Consider the following 18,868-nt stretch of genomic DNA (forward strand, 5'->3'; position numbering starts at 1 on the left):
GTAGAAGATCCTGAGTCAGAAATAAAAAAGGCGTCCGATGGACGCCTTTTAAGTATTTTTTGAGGAGTAGTCGCAGCGATTCTTTAGCTCCGGGCCTTACGGCCTTGGGTTCAGAATCCGACAGGCTAGCCCGTCGTCACTACTTCAGAGAAACCAGCTTTCTCTGCTGCCAAAAATGCGGGGGAGCTTTTACTGGTGCCCAGTCCCGACGAATGCGCAGTTGCAGTCCTCGAACGGGATGATCCGTCAGTACCGCTCAGGAGTCAAAGCTCATTTACGATCGAGAGCAGCGTAAAACCCTCATCCATGCCGACATCAAGTATTGCCTCTCCGCCCCCTCACATCCTGAACTGGCCATCTCCAACGTCCTTCACTAACGCAAGCACAGTCCTACGAGGACCGTCCCCTACGTCTGATTACGTAAGCATCAATGCCTTCGATATCGTCTGCATATTGATCCCGACAGAACAAGACGATGCGAAGAAAAGGCAAAGGTACCGAGCTTCGAAATCAGACACTCAAATCTGAATCGCGCAAACTCGCACATCAAGCAATGTCCATGGACCCAGGAGCCCTGGCGGCTGGAGTTGATGCTCTATCACTCAGGATCGATCCGATTACTCCAGTAGCAATCAACGCATTCCACCAGTGGACCGGCCCCGCTGGGTATCCTTGGGACGCTGTTTTGGACTGGAAGACCAAAGATGCAAAAGGGCTGGACTTGGCGTTGTGGTACGAAGAAGAACTGTGCGGACTGTGCTACGCAACACCGCGAAGAAGCACGATCTGCATGAAAATCGTCCTTTTGCAGGGACACACCTGCAAGACGAATACCTTGCGGGGCTGGATCGCTCCGATGGCATTGCTGACAACAGAGTTCTACGCCCGGAAGCTGGGGTGCACGCAAATCGAAGTACAAGAGCCAGACTCAGGCGCCATCCCTTACTATCAAACGCTGGGATTTTATTTTGATACAACCGGTCGCCTTGTCTTTCCATTGGACGACCAATAAGATCGAATCAAGCATCCCGGCACGTGAGGTGTTTATGAAGCAGAAGAAGCAGAAAACCCAACCGGCACGGGTGTCCAAACCGGGTACCGAGGCACTCGGATTGCCGGACAGAGTTTCAGCCAGTCAGCGGCATTTTCTGAAAGTGGCCGCGACCTATGGCAAGGAAATGGAGCCCGATGGTTGGCTCGCCGGTGGTGGAACCTGAGTACCGCCAAAATAACCGCCTGACAGGCGGTTTTTTTATGCCTGAGGATTAGTGCCTCCGGCAACATCCAGTGAAAGTTCGCCCTTAAAACTGTCCGACCAACTCCCTCTCCCCAGACTACCCTTCAAAAACCCGCAGGAAGCGGCCCCCGATTCAGCTCAAGGAACGACCATGTCCCTCTCCATCGTCCACAGCCGCGCCCAGATTGGCGTGGATGCTCCCGCTGTCACCGTCGAAGTCCATTTGGCCAACGGTCTGCCGTCGTTGACCATGGTCGGGCTGCCCGAGGCGGCGGTGAAGGAGAGCAAGGATCGGGTGCGCAGCGCGATCATCAATTCCGGGCTGCAGTTTCCGGCGCGGCGGATCACTTTGAATCTGGCGCCGGCGGATCTGCCCAAGGATGGCGGGAGGTTTGATCTGGCGATTGCTCTGGGGATTCTGTCGGCGAGTGTGCAGGTGCCGTGTCTGACGCTCGATGATGTGGAATGTCTGGGTGAGTTGGCGTTGTCCGGCGCGGTACGAGCGGTGCGTGGCGTGTTGCCGGCAGCATTGGCGGCGCGCAAGGCGGGTCGGGCGCTGGTAGTGCCGCGGGCGAATGCCGAGGAGGCGTGTCTGGCTTCGGGGTTGAAGGTCTTTGCGGTGGATCATTTGCTGGAGGCAGTGGCGCATTTCAATGGGCATACGCCGGTTGAGCCGTATGTGTCAGACGGGTTGATGCATGCCAGCAAGCCTTATCCCGACTTGAATGAAGTGCAGGGGCAAGTGGCGGCGAAACGGGCGTTGCTGATTGCTGCTGCGGGCGCGCATAACTTGCTGTTCAGCGGGCCGCCGGGTACCGGTAAAACATTGCTGGCCAGCCGGTTGCCGGGACTGCTGCCACCTCTGTCCGAATGCGAAGCGCTGGAAGTGGCGGCGATTCAATCCGTCGCCAGCGGCGCGCCGCTGACTCATTGGCCGCAGCGGCCATTCCGTCAACCGCACCATTCCGCATCCGGGCCGGCACTGGTCGGCGGCAGCTCGAAACCGCAACCCGGCGAGATCACCCTCGCCCACCACGGCGTGCTGTTTCTCGATGAGTTGCCGGAATTCGATCGCAAGGTGCTGGAAGTGCTTCGTGAGCCTTTGGAGTCTGGCTTCATCGTGATCGCCCGCGCCAAGGATCGCGTGCGTTTTCCCGCAAGGTTTCAGTTAGTGGCGGCGATGAACCCCTGCCCCTGTGGATATCTTGGCGAGCCAAGCGGCAAGTGCTCCTGCACACCGGATATGGTCCAACGCTATCGCAACAAACTGTCAGGCCCGCTACTGGACCGGATCGATTTGCACCTCACAGTGGCGCGGGAGGCGACGGCGTTGAACCCAGCAGTAAAGCCAGGTGAGGACAGCGCCAGCGCTGCAGCGTTGGTGGCCGAGGCTCGGGAGCGCCAGCAAAAGCGTCAAGGTTGCGCCAATGCGTTTCTAGATCTGCCGGGCCTGAAGCGGCACTGCAAGTTATCCACAGCCGATGAGACCTGGCTGGAATCAGCCTGTGAACGGCTGACCCTGTCACTGCGCTCGGCGCACCGGTTGCTCAAGGTCGCCAGGACGTTGGCCGATCTGAGCCAGGAAAAAGACATCACGCGCGAACACCTGGCGGAGGCTTTGCAGTACCGGCCGGCAACACAATGAACATCGGCGCTGCTCGTAAACGGACGATCCTGAAAAATAAACGTCCGAGCGCTGATGGCCATTGGCCGAGATGTGATATAACGGCGGCGCTCTTTTTGCTAATTATCCGTCTATCGTCAAGACATAGAGCATTATTCAGCGTGGAAATGGAGGCGGGACATCATGGACAAGATTTCTAATGTTTATCAAAGCTATTCAATTCATTAATTTAAATTCAGACAACTAAAAAGGCCTGTCCGGCGTTATGACTCCGTCTGGCATTGTTCTTATTTAAATAAACTTTGAAAGCAAAACCTCATCATGAAAAATGTTTACTTGCTCAGCAACGTGGCGGACGGTGGCAAAACATATCTCGAGTATCTGATTCCAGCGCTTAAATCGCTTCGAGAAAAATATAACTGTATCGTAATTAACACTGATCGTACCGGCTTGAGCAGAGAGGAAGTCGAAGCCGTCCTTGATTTCCCGGTAGAGCAGATTGGCAATGAGTTCATTGCAAGCTTGAAATCGCAGGTTATCATTTCAAATGATGCCTATGCCGGACGCCTGCTGGATAACTCGAATTTTGGCATTTTCATCAGTCACGGCAATGTCGGGATGCCGACCAAAGACAAGTATTACTACGCCGAGTTGACCTCTTACTGGGATGTGATCATCGCTTCTTCCCGGTCAGGCTTTGATTTGATTACGGCCGGAATGCAGGCATACCGTCGCGACAGAAAGGCCCTGAAAACAATGTTGGTCGATGGACTGGCGTTGCGTTCGGACATGCGCAGCACCAGCCCGGTGGCCACGTTGCCGGTGAAGATTCCCGGTAATTTCGAGTCACCACCGCCATCGACAAAAACCTCGGACGACTATGTCGTAGGGCTTCTGCCGACTCAACTGGGTATCTGCCCGAACGGGGCGACGCTGTATGAGAACCTGCAGGCCGTCATCAATGCAGTCAAATCGCAAATTCCCCACGCGACGTTCATCTTGCGTCCGTACATGGCCGAACTTTCCCATCCGACCGTACAGGCTCTGTGCAAAGAGCTGTCTGCCTATGACTGGATAACCATCGACAAGGCAGGCACCAGCAGCACGGTTTTCTATGCACAATGCGACACCGTCATTACCGACGCATCCACCGGTGGTGTGTCGTTCATGCTCAACACCTGCAAACTGCCGATTTATTACGTGCCGTTTACTGACGAGAACAATCTCTCCGTCAACACCTGGCTGAATCAAATGGACAACTTGTTGCCAATCGCCAGAAGCAGTAATGAGCTCAGAGACATGGCGTTAGGGTTCAGCCTGCTGACACCAGAAGACAGTTATTACATATACAACAAGTTCTACCAGGCACAGTACAGCGACTTGCCCCTGCCTCAGGAAGTGTTCCACGATTTGATTGAATACCGGCACGAGTCGAAGTATTGCCCGCTCTCGATTGACTCTTTCGGAGACATTAGCGAGCGCGACAAACCTTAAAAAAGCAGGCCTGACCTCATGCGAGGGAACAGCCTGCCAATACATTCCAATCGAACACAAGTCAGAACACTATGAAACGTGATGCTGGTGGACAGGTAATCTGGATTACGGGCCTTTCAGGAGCGGGCAAATCAACGCTTGCCGGTGAGTTCGTTACCAGAATGCGTGCTGAAGGACGCTCGGTCGTAATGCTCGATGGCGATGAATTGCGCGAGGTATTTGGCGCCGCCGCCAGCAGCACGCAAAACCACGGCCGCGAGGGTCGCCTCGCGCTCGCCCTGCAATACGCTCGCCTGTGCAAAATGATCGCTGCGCAGGGACAAACCGTGGTGATCGCCACGATCTCGCTGTTTCGCGAGGTTCACGAGTGGAACCGCGCCCATCTACCCAATTATTTCGAGATTTATCTGAAGGTGCCCGTCGAGGAGTTGCGTCGCCGCGACCCCAAGGACATCTATCGCCGTTTCGATGCGGGCGAACTGCATAACGTTGCCGGGCTCGACCTGGACATTGATGAACCGCTGGCGGCGGACTGCCTGGTTGAGTTCGATCACGAACGCTCCAGCCAGCGTCTGGCCGATGATTTGCTCCCTAAAATTCTTGGAAGGAACTGACTATGAAAACCGAATGGGACTACACCACCCTGGCCGATGCCTATTTGAAGCGCCCTGACTACGCCGACGCGGCAATCGACGCCATGCTGTCGATTGCCGGTGCCGAGCAAGGCGACAAGTTCTGCGACGTCGGCGCGGGTGTTGCGCACTTGACGCTGATGCTGGCCGCCCGCGGCCTGGATGTCACAGCGGTAGAACCCAACGATGCGATGCGCGCCAACGGCATAAAGCGCACCGCCGAGTTGGCCAATGTCAAATGGCACGAAGGCACCGGTGAAGCCACCGGTCAAGCGGCGCATGCGTTCGACATGGTCACTTTCGGCAGCTCCTTCAATGTTTGCGACCGTCAGCAGGCGCTCAAGGAAACCGCGCGCATTCTCAAGCCACGCGGCTGGTTTGCCTGCATGTGGAACCACCGCAATCTGGAAGACCCGATCCAGGCGCGCATCGAAGCCATCATCAAAGAGCGCGTAGCCGGTTATGGCTACGGCACCCGTCGTGAAGACCAGACCGCCGTGATCGACGCCAGCGAATTGTTCGGCCCGGTCGTGCATCTGGATGCCCGTGTGATTCACGAGCAGTCGATCGAAGAATGCCTCGAAGCCTGGCGCTCGCACGCCACGCTGGAACGTCAGGCTGGCGCCAGCTTCCATGAAGTGATCGCGGCCATCGACGACTACCTGAAAAGCCTGCAGACGCCGTCGATCCAGATCCCGTACTCGACCAACATCTGGGTTGCTCAACTGAGATAACCGCTGATGGCCCTGCATTTCTCAACCAAGGCCGGCACCCTGACCAGCCTGCAAGGGCGGCTCGCCTCGGCGCACATTGCGCCGTTGCTGGCGTTCACTGTGGCGGACTGGCAACTGGATCAGCGCGCCTGCGTTGAGGATATCCAGCGTCGGCTGCCAGCCGCTCCGTGGATCGTACGCTCCAGTTGCGGGCGCGAGGACAGTGCGCAGGCGTCGTTCGCCGGCGCCTTCCTGTCGGTGCCGAATGTCGATGAGGCTGGACTGGTCTCGGCGATCGAACAGGTCATCGCCAGTTACGGCGATGTGCACCTGACTGACGAGATTCTGATTCAACCCATGCTCGGCAATGTGCTGCGCTCCGGCGTGGCCTTCTCTCACGACCCCAACACCTGCGCACCGTATCGTGTGGTGAATTGGTCAGAGGGCGATGACACCGCCGCCGTCACTGGCGGCATGGGTGGCCGGCTCTGGCAGCAGGCGGCGCACAGTGCAGTGGCAGCGCCCGCGTCGCTCGCACCGGTGGTGGCCTTGCTCGAGGAATTGCTCAGCCTGTTTGGTGATCGACCGGTCGACTGCGAGTTCGCGGTCACCCGCGATGCTGAAGGCGAGACACTCTGGCTGCTGCAAGCCCGGCCATTGATTCTGCCGGCGGTGCCTGAGTCCGCGGCCACCCAGTTCGCCCGTCTGCAAAGCATTCAGAGCAAAGTCGAACGGGGCATGCGTGCGCATCCATTTCTGATCGGTCAGCGCACCGTGTACGGCGTGATGCCCGACTGGAACCCGGCCGAGATCATCGGTATCCGGCCCAAACCGTTGGCGCTTTCGTTGTATCGGGATCTGGTCACTGACTCGATCTGGGCTTACCAGCGCCACAACTATGGCTACCGTAACTTGCGCAGCTTCCCGCTGATGCCGCATTTTTTCGGTCTGCCGTATATCGATGTGCGCCTGTCGTTCAACTCGTTCATTCCGGCCGACCTTGATGAAGGGCTGGCCGGTCGCCTGGTGGATTACTACATTGATCGCTTGCTGGCGGAACCGACGCTGCACGACAAGGTAGAGTTCGAGATCGTTTTCTCCTGCTACACCCTCGACTTGTCGCAGCAACTGGAACGTTTGCGCAGTGCCGGTTTTCTTGAGCATGAACTGGACGCCATCAGCACCAGTCTGCGCAAGCTGACCAACCGCATCGTGCACCCCAAGGACGGTTTGTGGCGCAGCGATGCCAATAAGCTTGAGGTACTCAACGCCCGTCGCGAAGAGTTACTGGCCTCCAATGCCGACCCGCTCGAACGCATCTACTGGCTGCTGGAGGATGCCAAGCGTTATGGCACCCTGCCCTTCGCCGGCCTGGCCCGCGCCGGGTTTGTTGCCGTGCAGATGCTTCGATCGCTGGTCAGCGTCGGCGTGTTTTCGCAGGCGGATTACGATGCGTTCATGGCCGGGGTTTCCACCGTCAGCGGGCAGTTGGCCCGTGATCGCGCGACCCTCGACAAAACCACGTTCCTCGCCCGTTACGGGCATTTGCGACCGGGCACTTACGACATCCTCTCGCCGCGTTATGACGAGGCGCCAGAGCTGTATTTCGACTGGACGCAAAGCCCCGCTGCGCCGGAGCCGCTACGACCGTTTTCCCTGACGCTGCCGCAGATGCGCGAAATCGTCAAACAGCTCGAAATCCATGGCCTGCAGCCTGATCCGGTGGGGCTGCTGGACTTCCTGCAGAACGGCATCGAGTTGCGCGAGCTGGCCAAGTTTCACTTCACGCGTAACCTCTCCGATGCTTTGGCCTTGATCGCTCAGGTCGGTGCGCAGTACGGCATTGGTCGCGAGGATCTGGCTTATTGCGACATCAGCGCTTTCCAGGAGCTGCACGTAGCAGCGGCGGACCCGAAAGAGCTGCTGTTGCGCAGCATCGAACAAGGCAAGGCGCGTTACGCCGAAACACTCAAGATGTCGCTGCCGCCGGTGATCACCTGCCCAGAAGATGTCTGGTGTTTCGAGTGGCCGGAAACTGCGCCCAATTTCATTACGCAAAAACGCGTGACCGCGCCGGTGGTGCTGTGTGATGACCGGGAAAAACTCGCCGGGGCGATTGTTTGCATTCCCAACGCCGATCCGGGGTTTGACTGGCTGTTCGCCTACCCGATTGCCGGGCTGATCACTGCGTGGGGCGGGGCCAATTCGCACATGGCGATCCGTGCCGGTGAGCTTGGCTTGCCAGCAGTGATTGGCGCCGGCGAAGTGCTCTACCGTCGCTGGTCGACGGCAGACTTTCTGCACCTCGATTGTCCGGGTCGCCGAGTGGAGTTGATGTCATGAAAGTGGTCGCGATCAGCCAACGTGTCGACATGCATCCAGAACGCGGCGAAAGCCGTGACGCGCTGGATCAGCGCCTGATCGCGGTTGTGCAGGCGGCAGGCTTTATCCCTGTGCCAGTGCCAAACGGCTGGCAATCACCCGACGACCTCGATCGTTGGCTGGCAGCGGTTAACCCACAGGCCATCGTGCTGTCGGGCGGCAACGACATCGGTCAGTGCCCGGCTCGCGACCTCACTGAAAGCAGGCTGTTGGACCACGCCCATGCGCGCCATCTGCCATTGTTGGGGATTTGCCGGGGCATGCAAATGCTTGCGCACTGGTCGGGTGTCTCGTTGAAACCGGTCACCGGCCATGTACGCACCCGGCATCAGCTATCCGGGCAGATCGTCGCCGAGGTCAATAGCTATCACACCTTCGCCCTCGCCGATTGCCCGCTCGGGTTCGAGGTGCTGGCGCGCAGCGAGGACGGCGAAATCGAAGCGATCCGCCACCTGCAACTACCGTGGCAGGGCTGGATGTGGCACCCGGAGCGTGAAAGCGATTTCGCGGTGCACGACCTTCAGCGTCTGCAGCGCCTGTTTGGCGAAACCGACTCCAATGAAGCATTCACGGGATAGACCTGTAGTGAAAGCCATTATTCTGGCTGCCGGACGTGGCAGCCGCATGAAAAGCCTCACCGATGAACGCCCAAAATGTCTGGTCGAGTTGCGCGGTAAACCACTGCTGGAATGGCAGTTGGAGTCATTGCGGGCAGCGGGTATCAGCGACATCGCGGTGGTGACCGGTTACAAGCGCGAGCTGCTGGCAGAGCGTGGTCTGAGCGAGTTTCACAACCCGCGCTGGGCCGAGACCAATATGGTTTCGTCACTGGCCTGCGCCGAGTCCTGGCTTCAGGGTCAGCCGTGCATCGTCAGCTATTCGGATATTTTCTACAGCCCTGTGGCCGTGCAGTCGTTGATCAACAGCGACGCGGCGTTGGCCGTAACCTACGACCCCAACTGGTTGCAGCTGTGGACCGAGCGTTTCGGCGACCCATTGCTGGATGCCGAAACCTTTCGCCTGGCCGCCACGCACACGCTGGCGGAAATCGGCAACAAGCCACAATCGGTGGATGACGTTCAGGGTCAGTACATGGGGCTTTTGCGCTTCACTCCCGAAGGCTGGGCGGAAGTCGTGCGACTGCGTGCCGAACTGTCGCCGCAGCAACGCGACAGCATGCACATGACCAACACTCTGCAACGCGTCATCGATGCCGGTCGGGTGCCAATTGAAGCTGTCGCCTACACCGGCGAATGGGGAGAGGTCGACTCCAGTGAGGACCTCTCGGTGTATCAATAAGGCACCGGCGCCTTAACGGAACCGGTCAACCTCCTGACGCAGTTCGGCCGCCAGACCTTCCAGTTCCTTGGCGGTCACGGCCAGGTTGGAAACCACTTCACGCTGCTCGCTGTTGGCCAACGCAATGCTCTGCAAATTACTGCTCAGCAACGTCGCGGTGCTGCTCTGCTCCTGAGTCGCCGTGGTAATCGCCGCAAACTGCTGCCCCGCCGAACGGCTCTGCTCATCAATGCGCGCCAGCGCCGACGCAACATTAGCGTTACGCGACAAGCCTTCCTGCATCAGCACATTGCCCTGCTCCATGGTGCTGATCGCGTTGCCGGTCTCCTGCTGGATGCTGTGGATCATGCTGGAAATTTCATCGGTCGCCTGACGAGTACGCGAAGCCAGACTGCGCACTTCATCCGCCACCACGGCAAAGCCGCGACCTTGCTCACCGGCACGCGCGGCTTCAATCGCAGCGTTAAGCGCGAGCAGGTTGGTCTGTTCGGCAATCGAGGTAATCACGCCAACGATGCCGCCGATTTCCTGAGAACGCTGGCCAAGGGTGTTGATCACCGTGGCGGTGCTGTTCAGGGCGCCAGCAATTTGCTCCAGCGACGACGAAGCTTCTTCCATCGAGCTGCGACCAATTTGTGTTTGCTGAGCATTTTCCTGGGCCAGACGCTGGGTGGCGCCCATGTTGTCGGCAATGTTCAGCGAGGTGGCGCTGAACTCTTCAACCGCACCGGCCATGCTGGTGATTTCGCCAGACTGCTGCTCCATGCCTTCGTACGCGCCGCCGGACAGGCCAGACAAGGCTTGTGCGCGGCTGTTGACCTCTTCCGAAGAGCGGCGGATGTGCTCGACCATGGTCGACAACGCTTGGCTCATCTGGTTGAACGCGCGGGACAGTTGCCCGATCTCGTCATTGCTCGACACGTTCAGGCGCACGCTCAGATCACCGGCGCCCAAGGCTTCGGCCTGACGTACCAGATCGCTCAGCGGCGCGAGTTTGCTGCGCAGCAGCCACACCACCGAACCCACCGCCAACAACATCGCCAACAGGCTGCCAATGGCCAGTTGCGTACCGACGCTCCAGGTCACGGCACGAATTTCCGACTTCGGCATGCTCGCCACGACCGACCACGGCCCGCCATCGAACGGCACGGCGATGCTGTAGAAGTCCTCCGACTTGTCGCTCCAGAACTCGCCTTTGCCCGGCGTCTTCACCAGACCATTGATCACCGGTACGGCTTGATCCAGCGCCTGCACGCCCGCTGGCGGAACCAGCCATTTGTTCTGCTCATCCAGCAACGCCAGCGAACCGCTCTGACCGATGCGGAAACGCTTGAGGTTGTCGAACTGAATGTTCTGCGCGTCGGTGTAATCGAAACCGACGAACAGCACCGCAATCACCTTGCCGCTGCCGTCGCGCACTGGCGTGTACTGAGTCATGTAAGAGCGATCAAACAACAAGGCGCGGCCGACATAACCCTGCCCCGCCATCAACTTCGCGTAAGCCGGGTGCGCGTGATCAAGCAAGGTGCCGATGGCGCGGGTGCCGTCTTGTTTGGTCAGGGAGGTGCTGACCCGCACAAAGTCTTCGCCGCTGCGCACGAACAGCGTGGCGACGCCCGCCGTCATCTGCTTGAACTCGTCGACTTCCTTGAAGTTGTTGTTCAACACTTCGCTGCCCAAGTGCAGGCCCGGGGTCTGGGTTCCAGCCACCGTCACTGGCTCATCGGGATGAATGCTCAGACCGGCGCTGAAGCGCTTCTCGAACAACCCGCTCAGGCGCTGGGTGCTTTCACGCAGCGTGCCGTGGAAAGTGCTCAGTTGGTCGGCCAGCAGACGTGCTTCGCTGGCCAGATGCTCTTCACGGGTGGCGAGGTTGGCGGTATCCAGCGAACGCAAGGCGAACACCGTACTGCCGCTGATGACAATCGCCAGTATCACGGCGAGCGCGAGGCCCAGCTGCGAGGCGATCCGAGCGCGAGGTTGAGACATGGACAGCTCCTGGCCGAACTTTTCGATCCTCCTTGATCGCAGCTCGGATAATTTTCTAATAGTGGGGGTGGCTCGTGGATACCGGCACGACGGTTCCACTTGCTCGTAGTCGGCGGAAAACCCGAATACTTGAGCACTCAGCAGGGTTATGGCAGAAGGCCGGCATTGTGGCGGCTCGAACGTTTCAGCTCAAGCGTTTGACTGCCGGCAGCTCCATGGCGCGGACTTCGCCCTGGAGAAAGTCGCTAAGGCGGCGCAAACGTTCACCTCCCGGACGGGTTTTTGGCCACACCAGGTAATAATTCAATCCACTGGCGACCACCGTCGGCCACGGCAGGCTCAATCTTCCTTGAGCGACATCTTCGGCCACCATCAGCAGATCGCCCATCGACACGCCGTAACCGCGAGCTGCCGCGATCATCCCCAATTCCAACGTATCGAACACCTGACCGCCCTTGAGCGAGACCTGATCGGACAACCCCATGTGCTCCAGCCAGCTGCGCCAATCGCGGCGATCCGGGGTCGGGTGCAACAATTCGGCGCTGGCCAGTCGCGCAACATCCCACGGTTGATCATTCAGCAGGTTCGGCGCGCCCACCGGGATCAGCTCTTCGGGAAAAAGCAGGCTGCCCTCCCAGTCCGGCGGAAAATGGCCGTCACTCAACAGCACGGCACAATCGAAAGGCTCATCGTTGAAGTCCACCGAATCCACGTCCATCCAGGCACTGGTCAGTTGTACTTCGTTGCCCGGCTGCAAATGACGGAAGCGACTAAGGCGCGCCAGCAGCCAGCGCATGGTCAGGGTCGATGGCGCTTTCATGCGCAGGATGTCGTCTTCAGCACGCAAAGTGTTGCAAGCGCGTTCAAGGGCGGTGAAGCCTTCGCGGATACCGGGCAGCAGCAGGCGCGCCGCTTCGGTCAGTTGCAAGTTGCGTCCACTGCGATGAAACAGCCGACAGGCAAAGTGATCCTCAAGCGTACGAATGTGCCGACTGACTGCACTCTGGGTGATCGACAGTTCTTCGGCGGCACGGGTGAACGAGCTGTGCCGCGCCGCGGCTTCAAATGCGCGCAGGGCATACAACGGAGGAAGTCGACGGGACATGCACAAAGCTCCTGTAGCGGGATGCGGCCAACTTAGCAGAATCCGTTCAGGATGAGTTTTAATCATGCCACCCATCCTTTTTATCCCTTTGTGCAAAGCCTTCCGAGCGCCGAGAATCGACGGTCTCCTGTTCCCTCTGAAAATTGAGTGGTGATGACCATGCAGCATCCTGTGCGTACCGAACTCTGGGCCATCCTGCGGCTGTCGGGGCCGTTGATCGCCTCGCAGTTAGCGCACATGTTGATGGTGCTGACCGACACCCTGATGATGGCGCGCATCAGCCCCGAAGCGCTGGCCGGCGGTGGGCTGGGGGCTGCGAGCTATTCGTTCGTATCGATTTTCTGCATCGGCGTGATCGCGGCCGTCGGCACCTTGGTGGCGATCCGCAAGGGCGCCGGCGACATCATCGGCGCGGCGCGGCTGACCCAGGCCGGGTTGTGGCTGGCGTGGCTGATGGCGCTGGGCGCCGGATTGCTGCTGTGGAATCTGAAACCCGTATTGCTGCTGTTCGGCCAGACTGAAACCAATGTCATCGCTGCCGGGCAGTTTCTGATTGCGCTGCCGTTCGCCCTGCCCGGCTATCTGAGCTTCATGGCCCTGCGCGGCTTCACCAGCGCAATCGGTCGGGCGACGCCGGTGATGGTCATCAGTCTCGCCGGCACCGTGGCCAACTTCCTGCTCAATTACGCGCTGATCACTGGCATGTTCGGCCTGCCAAAACTCGGTCTGATGGGCATTGGCCTGGTCACCGCGATTGTCGCCAACTGCATGGCGCTGGCACTGGCCTGGCATATTCGCCGGCATCCGGCCTATGACGCGTATCCGTTGCGTGCCGGCCTGTCGCGGCCCGATCGGCAATACCTCAAAGAACTCTGGCGCCTCGGCCTGCCGATTGGTGGCACCTATGCGGTGGAAGTCGGCTTGTTCGCCTTCGCTGCGTTGTGCATGGGCACGATGGGCAGCACACAGATGGGCGCGCACCAGATTGCCCTGCAGATCGTTTCGGTGGCATTCATGGTGCCCGCCGGTATGTCGTATGCGATCACCATGCGCATCGGCCAGCATTACGGCGCTGGGCAATTGCTGGATGCACGGATGTCCGGTCGCGTCGGGATCGTTTTTGGTGCGGTGGTGATGCTTGGCTTTGCGATGGTCTTCTGGTTTTTGCCGAATCAGTTGGTCGGGTTGTTCCTCGATCACAACGATCCGGCGTTTGCCGAGGTCATTCGTCTGGCGGTGAGCCTGTTGGCGGTGGCGGCGTGGTTCGAGCTGTTCGACGGCACGCAGACGATTGCCATGGGCTGTATCCGTGGGCTCAAGGACGCGAAAACCACGTTCCTGGTCGGGCTCGCTTGCTACTGGCTGATCGGCGCGCCGGCGGCGTGGTGGATGGCGTTCCATTTGAACTGGGGGCCGACGGGGGTCTGGTGGGGATTGGCGCTGGGCCTGGCGTGTGCGGCGGTGAGTTTGACGCTGGCGTTCGAGTGGAAGATGAAGCGGATGATTCGGCGTGAGCCGGCGTCATCCAGGCCATTCACAGTTCCTCAGACCGACTGAAATCCCCCCAATAAAAGGGAATCTCGTGGCGAGGGGATTTATCCCCGTTGGGTGGCGAAGCCGCCCCAAAATCTGATGTCGCGGTGTATCAGTTACACCCGGTGCGACGGTTTCGCGACTGCTTCGCAGCCGAACGGGGCGGTGCGACGTTTCGCTGAATCCCCTCGCCACAATGCTGTTTCAAATTTGCTCTAGTGGTCAGCTCACGATTTCGAGGGCGGGCTGTTGGCTTGAGCCGAAGGTCAGGTATTCAACCAGTTCCGCCAGCGGCAACGGCCGGCTGATCAGATAACCCTGTACCTGATCGCAACCAAAGCCGCGCAGCAATTCCAGCTGTTCCGGGGTTTCCACCCCTTCAGCCACGACTTCCAGATGCAGGTTGTGCGCGAGGTTGATCATCGCGTGCACCAGTTTGCGGTTTTCTTCGCGCTGTTCCATGCCACCGACGAAGCTCTTGTCGATCTTCAGCAAAGTGATCGGCAGGCTGTTGAGGTGCACAAACGACGAGAAACCGGTACCGAAGTCATCCAGCGAGAAGCGCACGCCGAGGCGTCCAAGGGCGTCCATGGTCTGTTTGACCAGATCGCTGCGCCGCATCACTGCGGTTTCAGTCAGCTCGAACTCCAGCCACTGTGCTTCGACACCGCGTTCGGCGATCAACCGGCTCAGCGTCGGCAATAACTGACTGTCCTGAAACTGACGAAACGACAGGTTGATCGCCATGTGCAGCGCCGGCAGGCCGCGCTCTCGCAAAGCCTGCATGTCACGCAGTGCCCGGGAAATGACCCAATAACCCAGCGGCACGATCAAACCACTCTGCTCGGCCAGTGGCACGAATTCACTTGGCGGCAGCAGACCGCGCTCGCCGTGGCGCCAGCGCACCAAGGCCTCGAGGCCGACAATCTGGCCGTCCTCAAGATTAAGCCGAGGCTGGTAATGCAGTTCCAGTTCATCGCGACGCAAGGCCCGGCGCAGCTCACTTTCGAGGTCGGCCATGCTTCGCGCGTTGCGGTTGATCCGTTCGTTGAAGATGTGAAAGGTGCAGCCCTGGGTGCTCTTGGCCTGCTGCATGGCGATGTGCGCGTGCCACATCAGCGGATCGGCGCCACCCTGCGCGCGGGCATGGGCGATGCCGAGGCTGGAGCCGATCAACAGGCTTTCGCCATCGACCCAGTAGGGTTCGGACAAGGCTTCGGTGATGCGCTCGGCCATCCATTCGGCGCGTTGCGGTGCACGGCGGGTGTCGATCAACAGCGCGAATTCGTCGCTGCCCAGCCGTGCCAGTTGATCACCGGCCTCAAGCTGGCTTTTCAGCCGCGCGACGACTTGCAGGATCAAGCGGTCGCCGGCCTGATGACCGAGAGCGTCGTTGGCGTGGCGGAAGTTGTCGAGATCGAGATGGCCGAGCGCCAGGCCACGGCCGTCGTTTTCCGCCAGCCGCGCCGTGAGCAAGGTCTGAAAACCCTGACGGTTGGCGATACCGGTCAGCGGATCCTGTTCGGCGAGGCGTTGCAAGGTGTTTTCGAGTACGCCGCGCTCACGCACATGGCGCAGGCAACGCCGCAGCATGCCGGCGTCGAGGGCGTCGAACACCAGCCAGTCGCTGACCCCAACAGGCGCGGTCGCCGGCTCGTGGTCCAGCAGCAATACGGTCGGCAGGCTGCAACGGCCCGGGGCCGGTTGCAATGCGGGAAGGGTCAACAGCACCGCATGGCGGTTGTCTTCGAACAGACTGCTGACCGAGTCCCAACTCGGCGCACTGATCAGCACCGCCGCGCTCCCCATCGGAGCCAGACACTCGCGCAATAACGCTGTCCACGCTGGCTCTTCGGCCAGTAGCAGCAAACGCAAGGGTTCGACAGGCGTAGACAAGCTAGCTCCCTAGACTCTGCAATGATGTGGGCGGGGCATTATGCCGTTGCGCAGTTCAATGACCAAATGACAACGGTTATCAAAACGTTATTTTGTGTCACGAATGAGAACATTAGCCGCAAAATCTCCGCGCATCCTGCGTGAAAGTAACAAAACCGGCAAATTTGAATCGCGTGGTGCGTCACAAGTCGGACAGAGCAGCACAATTCTCTGAGCCTGTTAAAATGCCGGCCCATTTCGTCAACGACTCCCGAATTTTCATATGTCCCGACTCAATCCCCGGCAGCAAGAAGCCGTGAACTACGTCGGCGGCCCTCTATTGGTGCTCGCCGGTGCTGGCTCCGGCAAGACCAGCGTGATCACGCGCAAAATCGCGCACCTGATCCAGAACTGCGGCATCCGCGCCCAGTACATCGTCGCCATGACCTTTACCAACAAGGCCGCGCGCGAGATGAAAGAGCGGGTCGGCACCCTGCTGCGGGCCGGCGAGGGGCGTGGCCTGACGGTCTGCACCTTCCACAACCTCGGTCTGAACATCATTCGCAAGGAACACGCGCGGTTGGGTTACAAACCCGGCTTCTCGATTTTCGACGAGACCGACGTGAAGTCCTTGATGACCGACATCATGCAGAAGGAGTACGCGGGCGAAGACGGCGTCGACGAGATCAAGAACATGATCGGCGCCTGGAAAAACGACCTGATCCTGCCGCCGCAGGCGCTGGAGAACGCGCGCAACCCCAAGGAACAGACTGCCGCCATCGTCTACACCCACTACCAGCGCACGCTCAAAGCGTTTAACGCGGTGGACTTCGACGACCTGATCCTGCTGCCGGTAAAACTCTTCGAAGAGCACGCCGACATTCTGGAGAAGTGGCAGAACAAGGTTCGCTACCTGCTGGTCGACGAATACCAGGACACCAACGCCAGCCAATATCTGCTGGTAAAAATGCTCATCGGCAAGCGCAACCAATTTACCGTGGTAGGCGACGACGACCAGTCGATCTACGCCTGGCGCGGTGCGCGGCCGGAAAACCTGATGCTGCTCAAGGACGACTATCCGTCCCTGAAAGTGGTGATGCTGGAGCAGAACTACCGCTCCACCAGCCGCATTCTGCGTTGCGCCAACGTGCTGATCTCGAACAATCCGCACGAATTCGAGAAGCAGTTGTGGAGTGAAATGGGCCACGGCGACGAGATCCGCGTGATCCGCTGCCGCAACGAGGACGCCGAAGCCGAGCGCGTGGCCATGGAAATCCTCAGCCTGCACTTGCGCACCGACCGCCCGTACAGCGACTTCGCGATTCTTTATCGCGGTAACTATCAGGCCAAGCTGATCGAGCTGAAGTTGCAGCACCACCAGGTGCCGTACCGCCTGAGCGGCGGCAACAGCTTCTTCGGCCGTCAGGAAGTAAAAGACCTGATGGCCTACTTCCGCCTGATCGTGAACCCGGACGACGACAACGCCTTCCTGCGGGTGATAAACGTGCCGCGCCGTGAAATCGGCTCGACCACGTTGGAAAAACTCGGCAACTACGCCACCGAACGGAAGATTTCGATGTACGCCGCCACCGATGAAATCGGCCTGGGCGAGCATCTGGACAGCCGCTTCACCGATCGCCTGTCGCGCTTCAAGCGCTTCATGGACAAGGTCCGCGAGCAGTGCGCCGGCGAAGACCCGATCTCGGCGCTGCGCAGCATGGTCATGGACATCGACTACGAGAACTGGCTGCGCACCAACAGCTCCAGCGACAAGGCTGCCGATTACCGGATGAGCAACGTCTGGTTCCTGATCGAGGCGTTGAAAAACACCCTCGAAAAGGACGAAGAAGGCGAAATGACCGTCGAGGACGCCATCGGCAAACTGGTCCTGCGCGACATGCTGGAACGTCAGCAGGAAGAGGAAGACGGCGCCGAAGGCGTGCAGATGATGACGCTGCATGCGTCCAAGGGTCTGGAATTCCCGTACGTGTTCATCATGGGCATGGAAGAGGAAATCCTCCCGCACCGCTCCAGCATCGAAGCCGACACCATCGAAGAAGAACGTCGCCTGGCCTACGTGGGCATCACCCGCGCCCGTCAGACGCTGGCCTTCACCTTCGCCGCCAAGCGCAAGCAGTACGGCGAGATCATCGATTGCGCGCCCAGCCGCTTCCTCGATGAGCTGCCGCCGGACGATCTGGCGTGGGAAGGCAACGACGACACACCGACCGAAGTCAAAGCCGTGCGCGGCAATAACGCATTGGCTGATATACGCGCGATGTTAAAGCGCTAGAATTGACCACTTTTTTTAAAACCTTAGGGCGCACATAGCGCCAACAGAGGACAGCTTCATGGAAGCACTGCACAAGAAAATCCGCGAAGAAGGCATCGTGCTTTCCGATCAGGTCCTGAAAGTCGACGCCTTTCTGAACCACCAGATCGACCCGGCCCTGATGAAGCTGATCGGCGACGAATTCGCCACGCTGTTCAAGGATTCGGGCATCACCAAGATCGTCACCATCGAAGCCTCGGGCATCGCCCCGGCGATCATGACCGGTCTGAACCTCGGTGTGCCGGTGATCTTCGCCCGTAAGCACCAGTCCCTGACCCTGACTGAAAACCTGCTGTCGGCGACCGTTTACTCGTTCACCAAGCAGACCGAAAGCACCGTCGCCATCTCCCCGCGCCACCTGACCAGCAGTGACCGCGTGTTGGTCATTGACGACTTCCTGGCCAACGGCAAGGCATCGCAGGCGCTGATCTCGATCATCAAGCAGGCCGGCGCCACCGTTGCCGGTCTGGGCATCGTCATCGAGAAATCGTTCCAGGGCGGCCGCGCCGAACTGGACTCGCAGGGCTATCGCGTTGAATCGCTGGCTCGCGTGAAGTCGCTGGCGGGCGGCGTTGTCACCTTCATCGAATAAAGCCACACCGCATACCCCTGTGGGAGCGAGCCTGCTCGCGAATGCTTTGGATCAGTCGACA

The 18,868-nt window shown here is 59.4% G+C and carries 15 protein-coding genes; 12 read left to right on the plus strand and 3 right to left on the minus strand.

The window, feature by feature from the left end; all coding sequences use genetic code 11:
* The first annotated feature begins 475 nt into the window (after window positions 1-475).
* From JFT91_RS04835 to JFT91_RS04875, 9 genes are all read left to right on the plus strand, one after another.
* Window positions 476-1,012, plus strand: a complete 537-nt coding sequence (locus JFT91_RS04835) for an N-acetyltransferase (protein ID WP_201231708.1) — start codon at window positions 476-478, stop codon at window positions 1,010-1,012.
* A 34-nt stretch (window positions 1,013-1,046) separates the two neighbouring features.
* On the plus strand, window positions 1,047-1,217 hold the full coding sequence (locus JFT91_RS04840; RefSeq protein ID WP_171057229.1) for a hypothetical protein: 171 nt from the start codon (window positions 1,047-1,049) through the stop codon (window positions 1,215-1,217).
* A 171-nt stretch (window positions 1,218-1,388) separates the two neighbouring features.
* The gene (locus JFT91_RS04845) at window positions 1,389-2,882 is read left to right on the plus strand and encodes a YifB family Mg chelatase-like AAA ATPase (RefSeq protein WP_201231709.1); all 1,494 of its coding nucleotides are present in this window, start codon (window positions 1,389-1,391) and stop codon (window positions 2,880-2,882) included.
* 300 nt (window positions 2,883-3,182) lie between these two features.
* On the plus strand, window positions 3,183-4,355 hold the full coding sequence (locus JFT91_RS04850) for a hypothetical protein (RefSeq protein WP_201231710.1): 1,173 nt from the start codon (window positions 3,183-3,185) through the stop codon (window positions 4,353-4,355).
* 71 nt (window positions 4,356-4,426) lie between these two features.
* A complete protein-coding gene (locus JFT91_RS04855; protein WP_201231711.1) occupies window positions 4,427-4,969 on the plus strand; it encodes an adenylyl-sulfate kinase in 543 nt (180 codons plus the stop codon).
* 2 nt (window positions 4,970-4,971) lie between these two features.
* The gene (locus JFT91_RS04860; protein WP_201231712.1) at window positions 4,972-5,721 is read left to right on the plus strand and encodes a class I SAM-dependent methyltransferase; all 750 of its coding nucleotides are present in this window, start codon (window positions 4,972-4,974) and stop codon (window positions 5,719-5,721) included.
* Between the two features lie 6 nt (window positions 5,722-5,727).
* On the plus strand, window positions 5,728-8,043 hold the full coding sequence (locus tag JFT91_RS04865) for a PEP/pyruvate-binding domain-containing protein (RefSeq protein WP_201231713.1): 2,316 nt from the start codon (window positions 5,728-5,730) through the stop codon (window positions 8,041-8,043).
* On the plus strand, window positions 8,040-8,660 hold the full coding sequence (locus JFT91_RS04870) for a gamma-glutamyl-gamma-aminobutyrate hydrolase family protein (protein ID WP_201231714.1): 621 nt from the start codon (window positions 8,040-8,042) through the stop codon (window positions 8,658-8,660). The genes JFT91_RS04865 and JFT91_RS04870 overlap by 4 nt, the downstream gene beginning before the upstream one ends.
* Before the next feature lie 7 nt (window positions 8,661-8,667).
* Entirely contained in the window at window positions 8,668-9,381 is a 714-nt protein-coding gene (locus tag JFT91_RS04875; RefSeq protein WP_201231715.1) for an NTP transferase domain-containing protein, read from the plus strand.
* A gap of 12 nt (window positions 9,382-9,393) precedes the next feature.
* Here JFT91_RS04875 and JFT91_RS04880 read toward each other — a convergent pair whose 3' ends face one another.
* Window positions 9,394-11,370: a methyl-accepting chemotaxis protein gene (locus JFT91_RS04880; RefSeq protein WP_201231716.1), complete on the minus strand. Its 1,977-nt coding sequence runs from the start codon at window positions 11,368-11,370 to the stop codon at window positions 9,394-9,396.
* 184 nt (window positions 11,371-11,554) lie between these two features.
* On the minus strand, window positions 11,555-12,475 hold the full coding sequence (locus JFT91_RS04885; protein ID WP_201231717.1) for a LysR substrate-binding domain-containing protein: 921 nt from the start codon (window positions 12,473-12,475) through the stop codon (window positions 11,555-11,557).
* Window positions 12,476-12,634: 159 nt separating this feature from the next.
* Here JFT91_RS04885 and JFT91_RS04890 point away from each other — a divergent pair, with 159 nt between their 5' ends.
* Window positions 12,635-14,032, plus strand: coding sequence for a NorM family multidrug efflux MATE transporter (locus tag JFT91_RS04890; RefSeq protein WP_201231718.1), 1,398 nt, complete (start codon window positions 12,635-12,637; stop codon window positions 14,030-14,032).
* Between the two features lie 198 nt (window positions 14,033-14,230).
* On the opposite strand, the gene JFT91_RS04895 is transcribed toward JFT91_RS04890, so the two are convergent.
* Window positions 14,231-15,904, minus strand: coding sequence for a putative bifunctional diguanylate cyclase/phosphodiesterase (locus JFT91_RS04895; RefSeq protein ID WP_201229240.1), 1,674 nt, complete (start codon window positions 15,902-15,904; stop codon window positions 14,231-14,233).
* A gap of 262 nt (window positions 15,905-16,166) precedes the next feature.
* Between JFT91_RS04895 and rep the strand changes: the two genes are divergently transcribed.
* Both rep and JFT91_RS04905 read left to right on the plus strand, forming a co-directional pair.
* Window positions 16,167-18,176, plus strand: a complete 2,010-nt coding sequence (gene rep, locus JFT91_RS04900; RefSeq protein WP_201147467.1) for a DNA helicase Rep — start codon at window positions 16,167-16,169, stop codon at window positions 18,174-18,176.
* A 58-nt stretch (window positions 18,177-18,234) separates the two neighbouring features.
* Entirely contained in the window at window positions 18,235-18,807 is a 573-nt protein-coding gene (locus JFT91_RS04905) for a xanthine phosphoribosyltransferase (protein ID WP_201229243.1), read from the plus strand.
* The last annotated feature ends 61 nt before the right edge of the window (window positions 18,808-18,868 follow it).

The sequence above is a fragment of the Pseudomonas sp. TH08 genome (assembly GCF_016651275.1).
Classification (GTDB): domain Bacteria; phylum Pseudomonadota; class Gammaproteobacteria; order Pseudomonadales; family Pseudomonadaceae; genus Aquipseudomonas.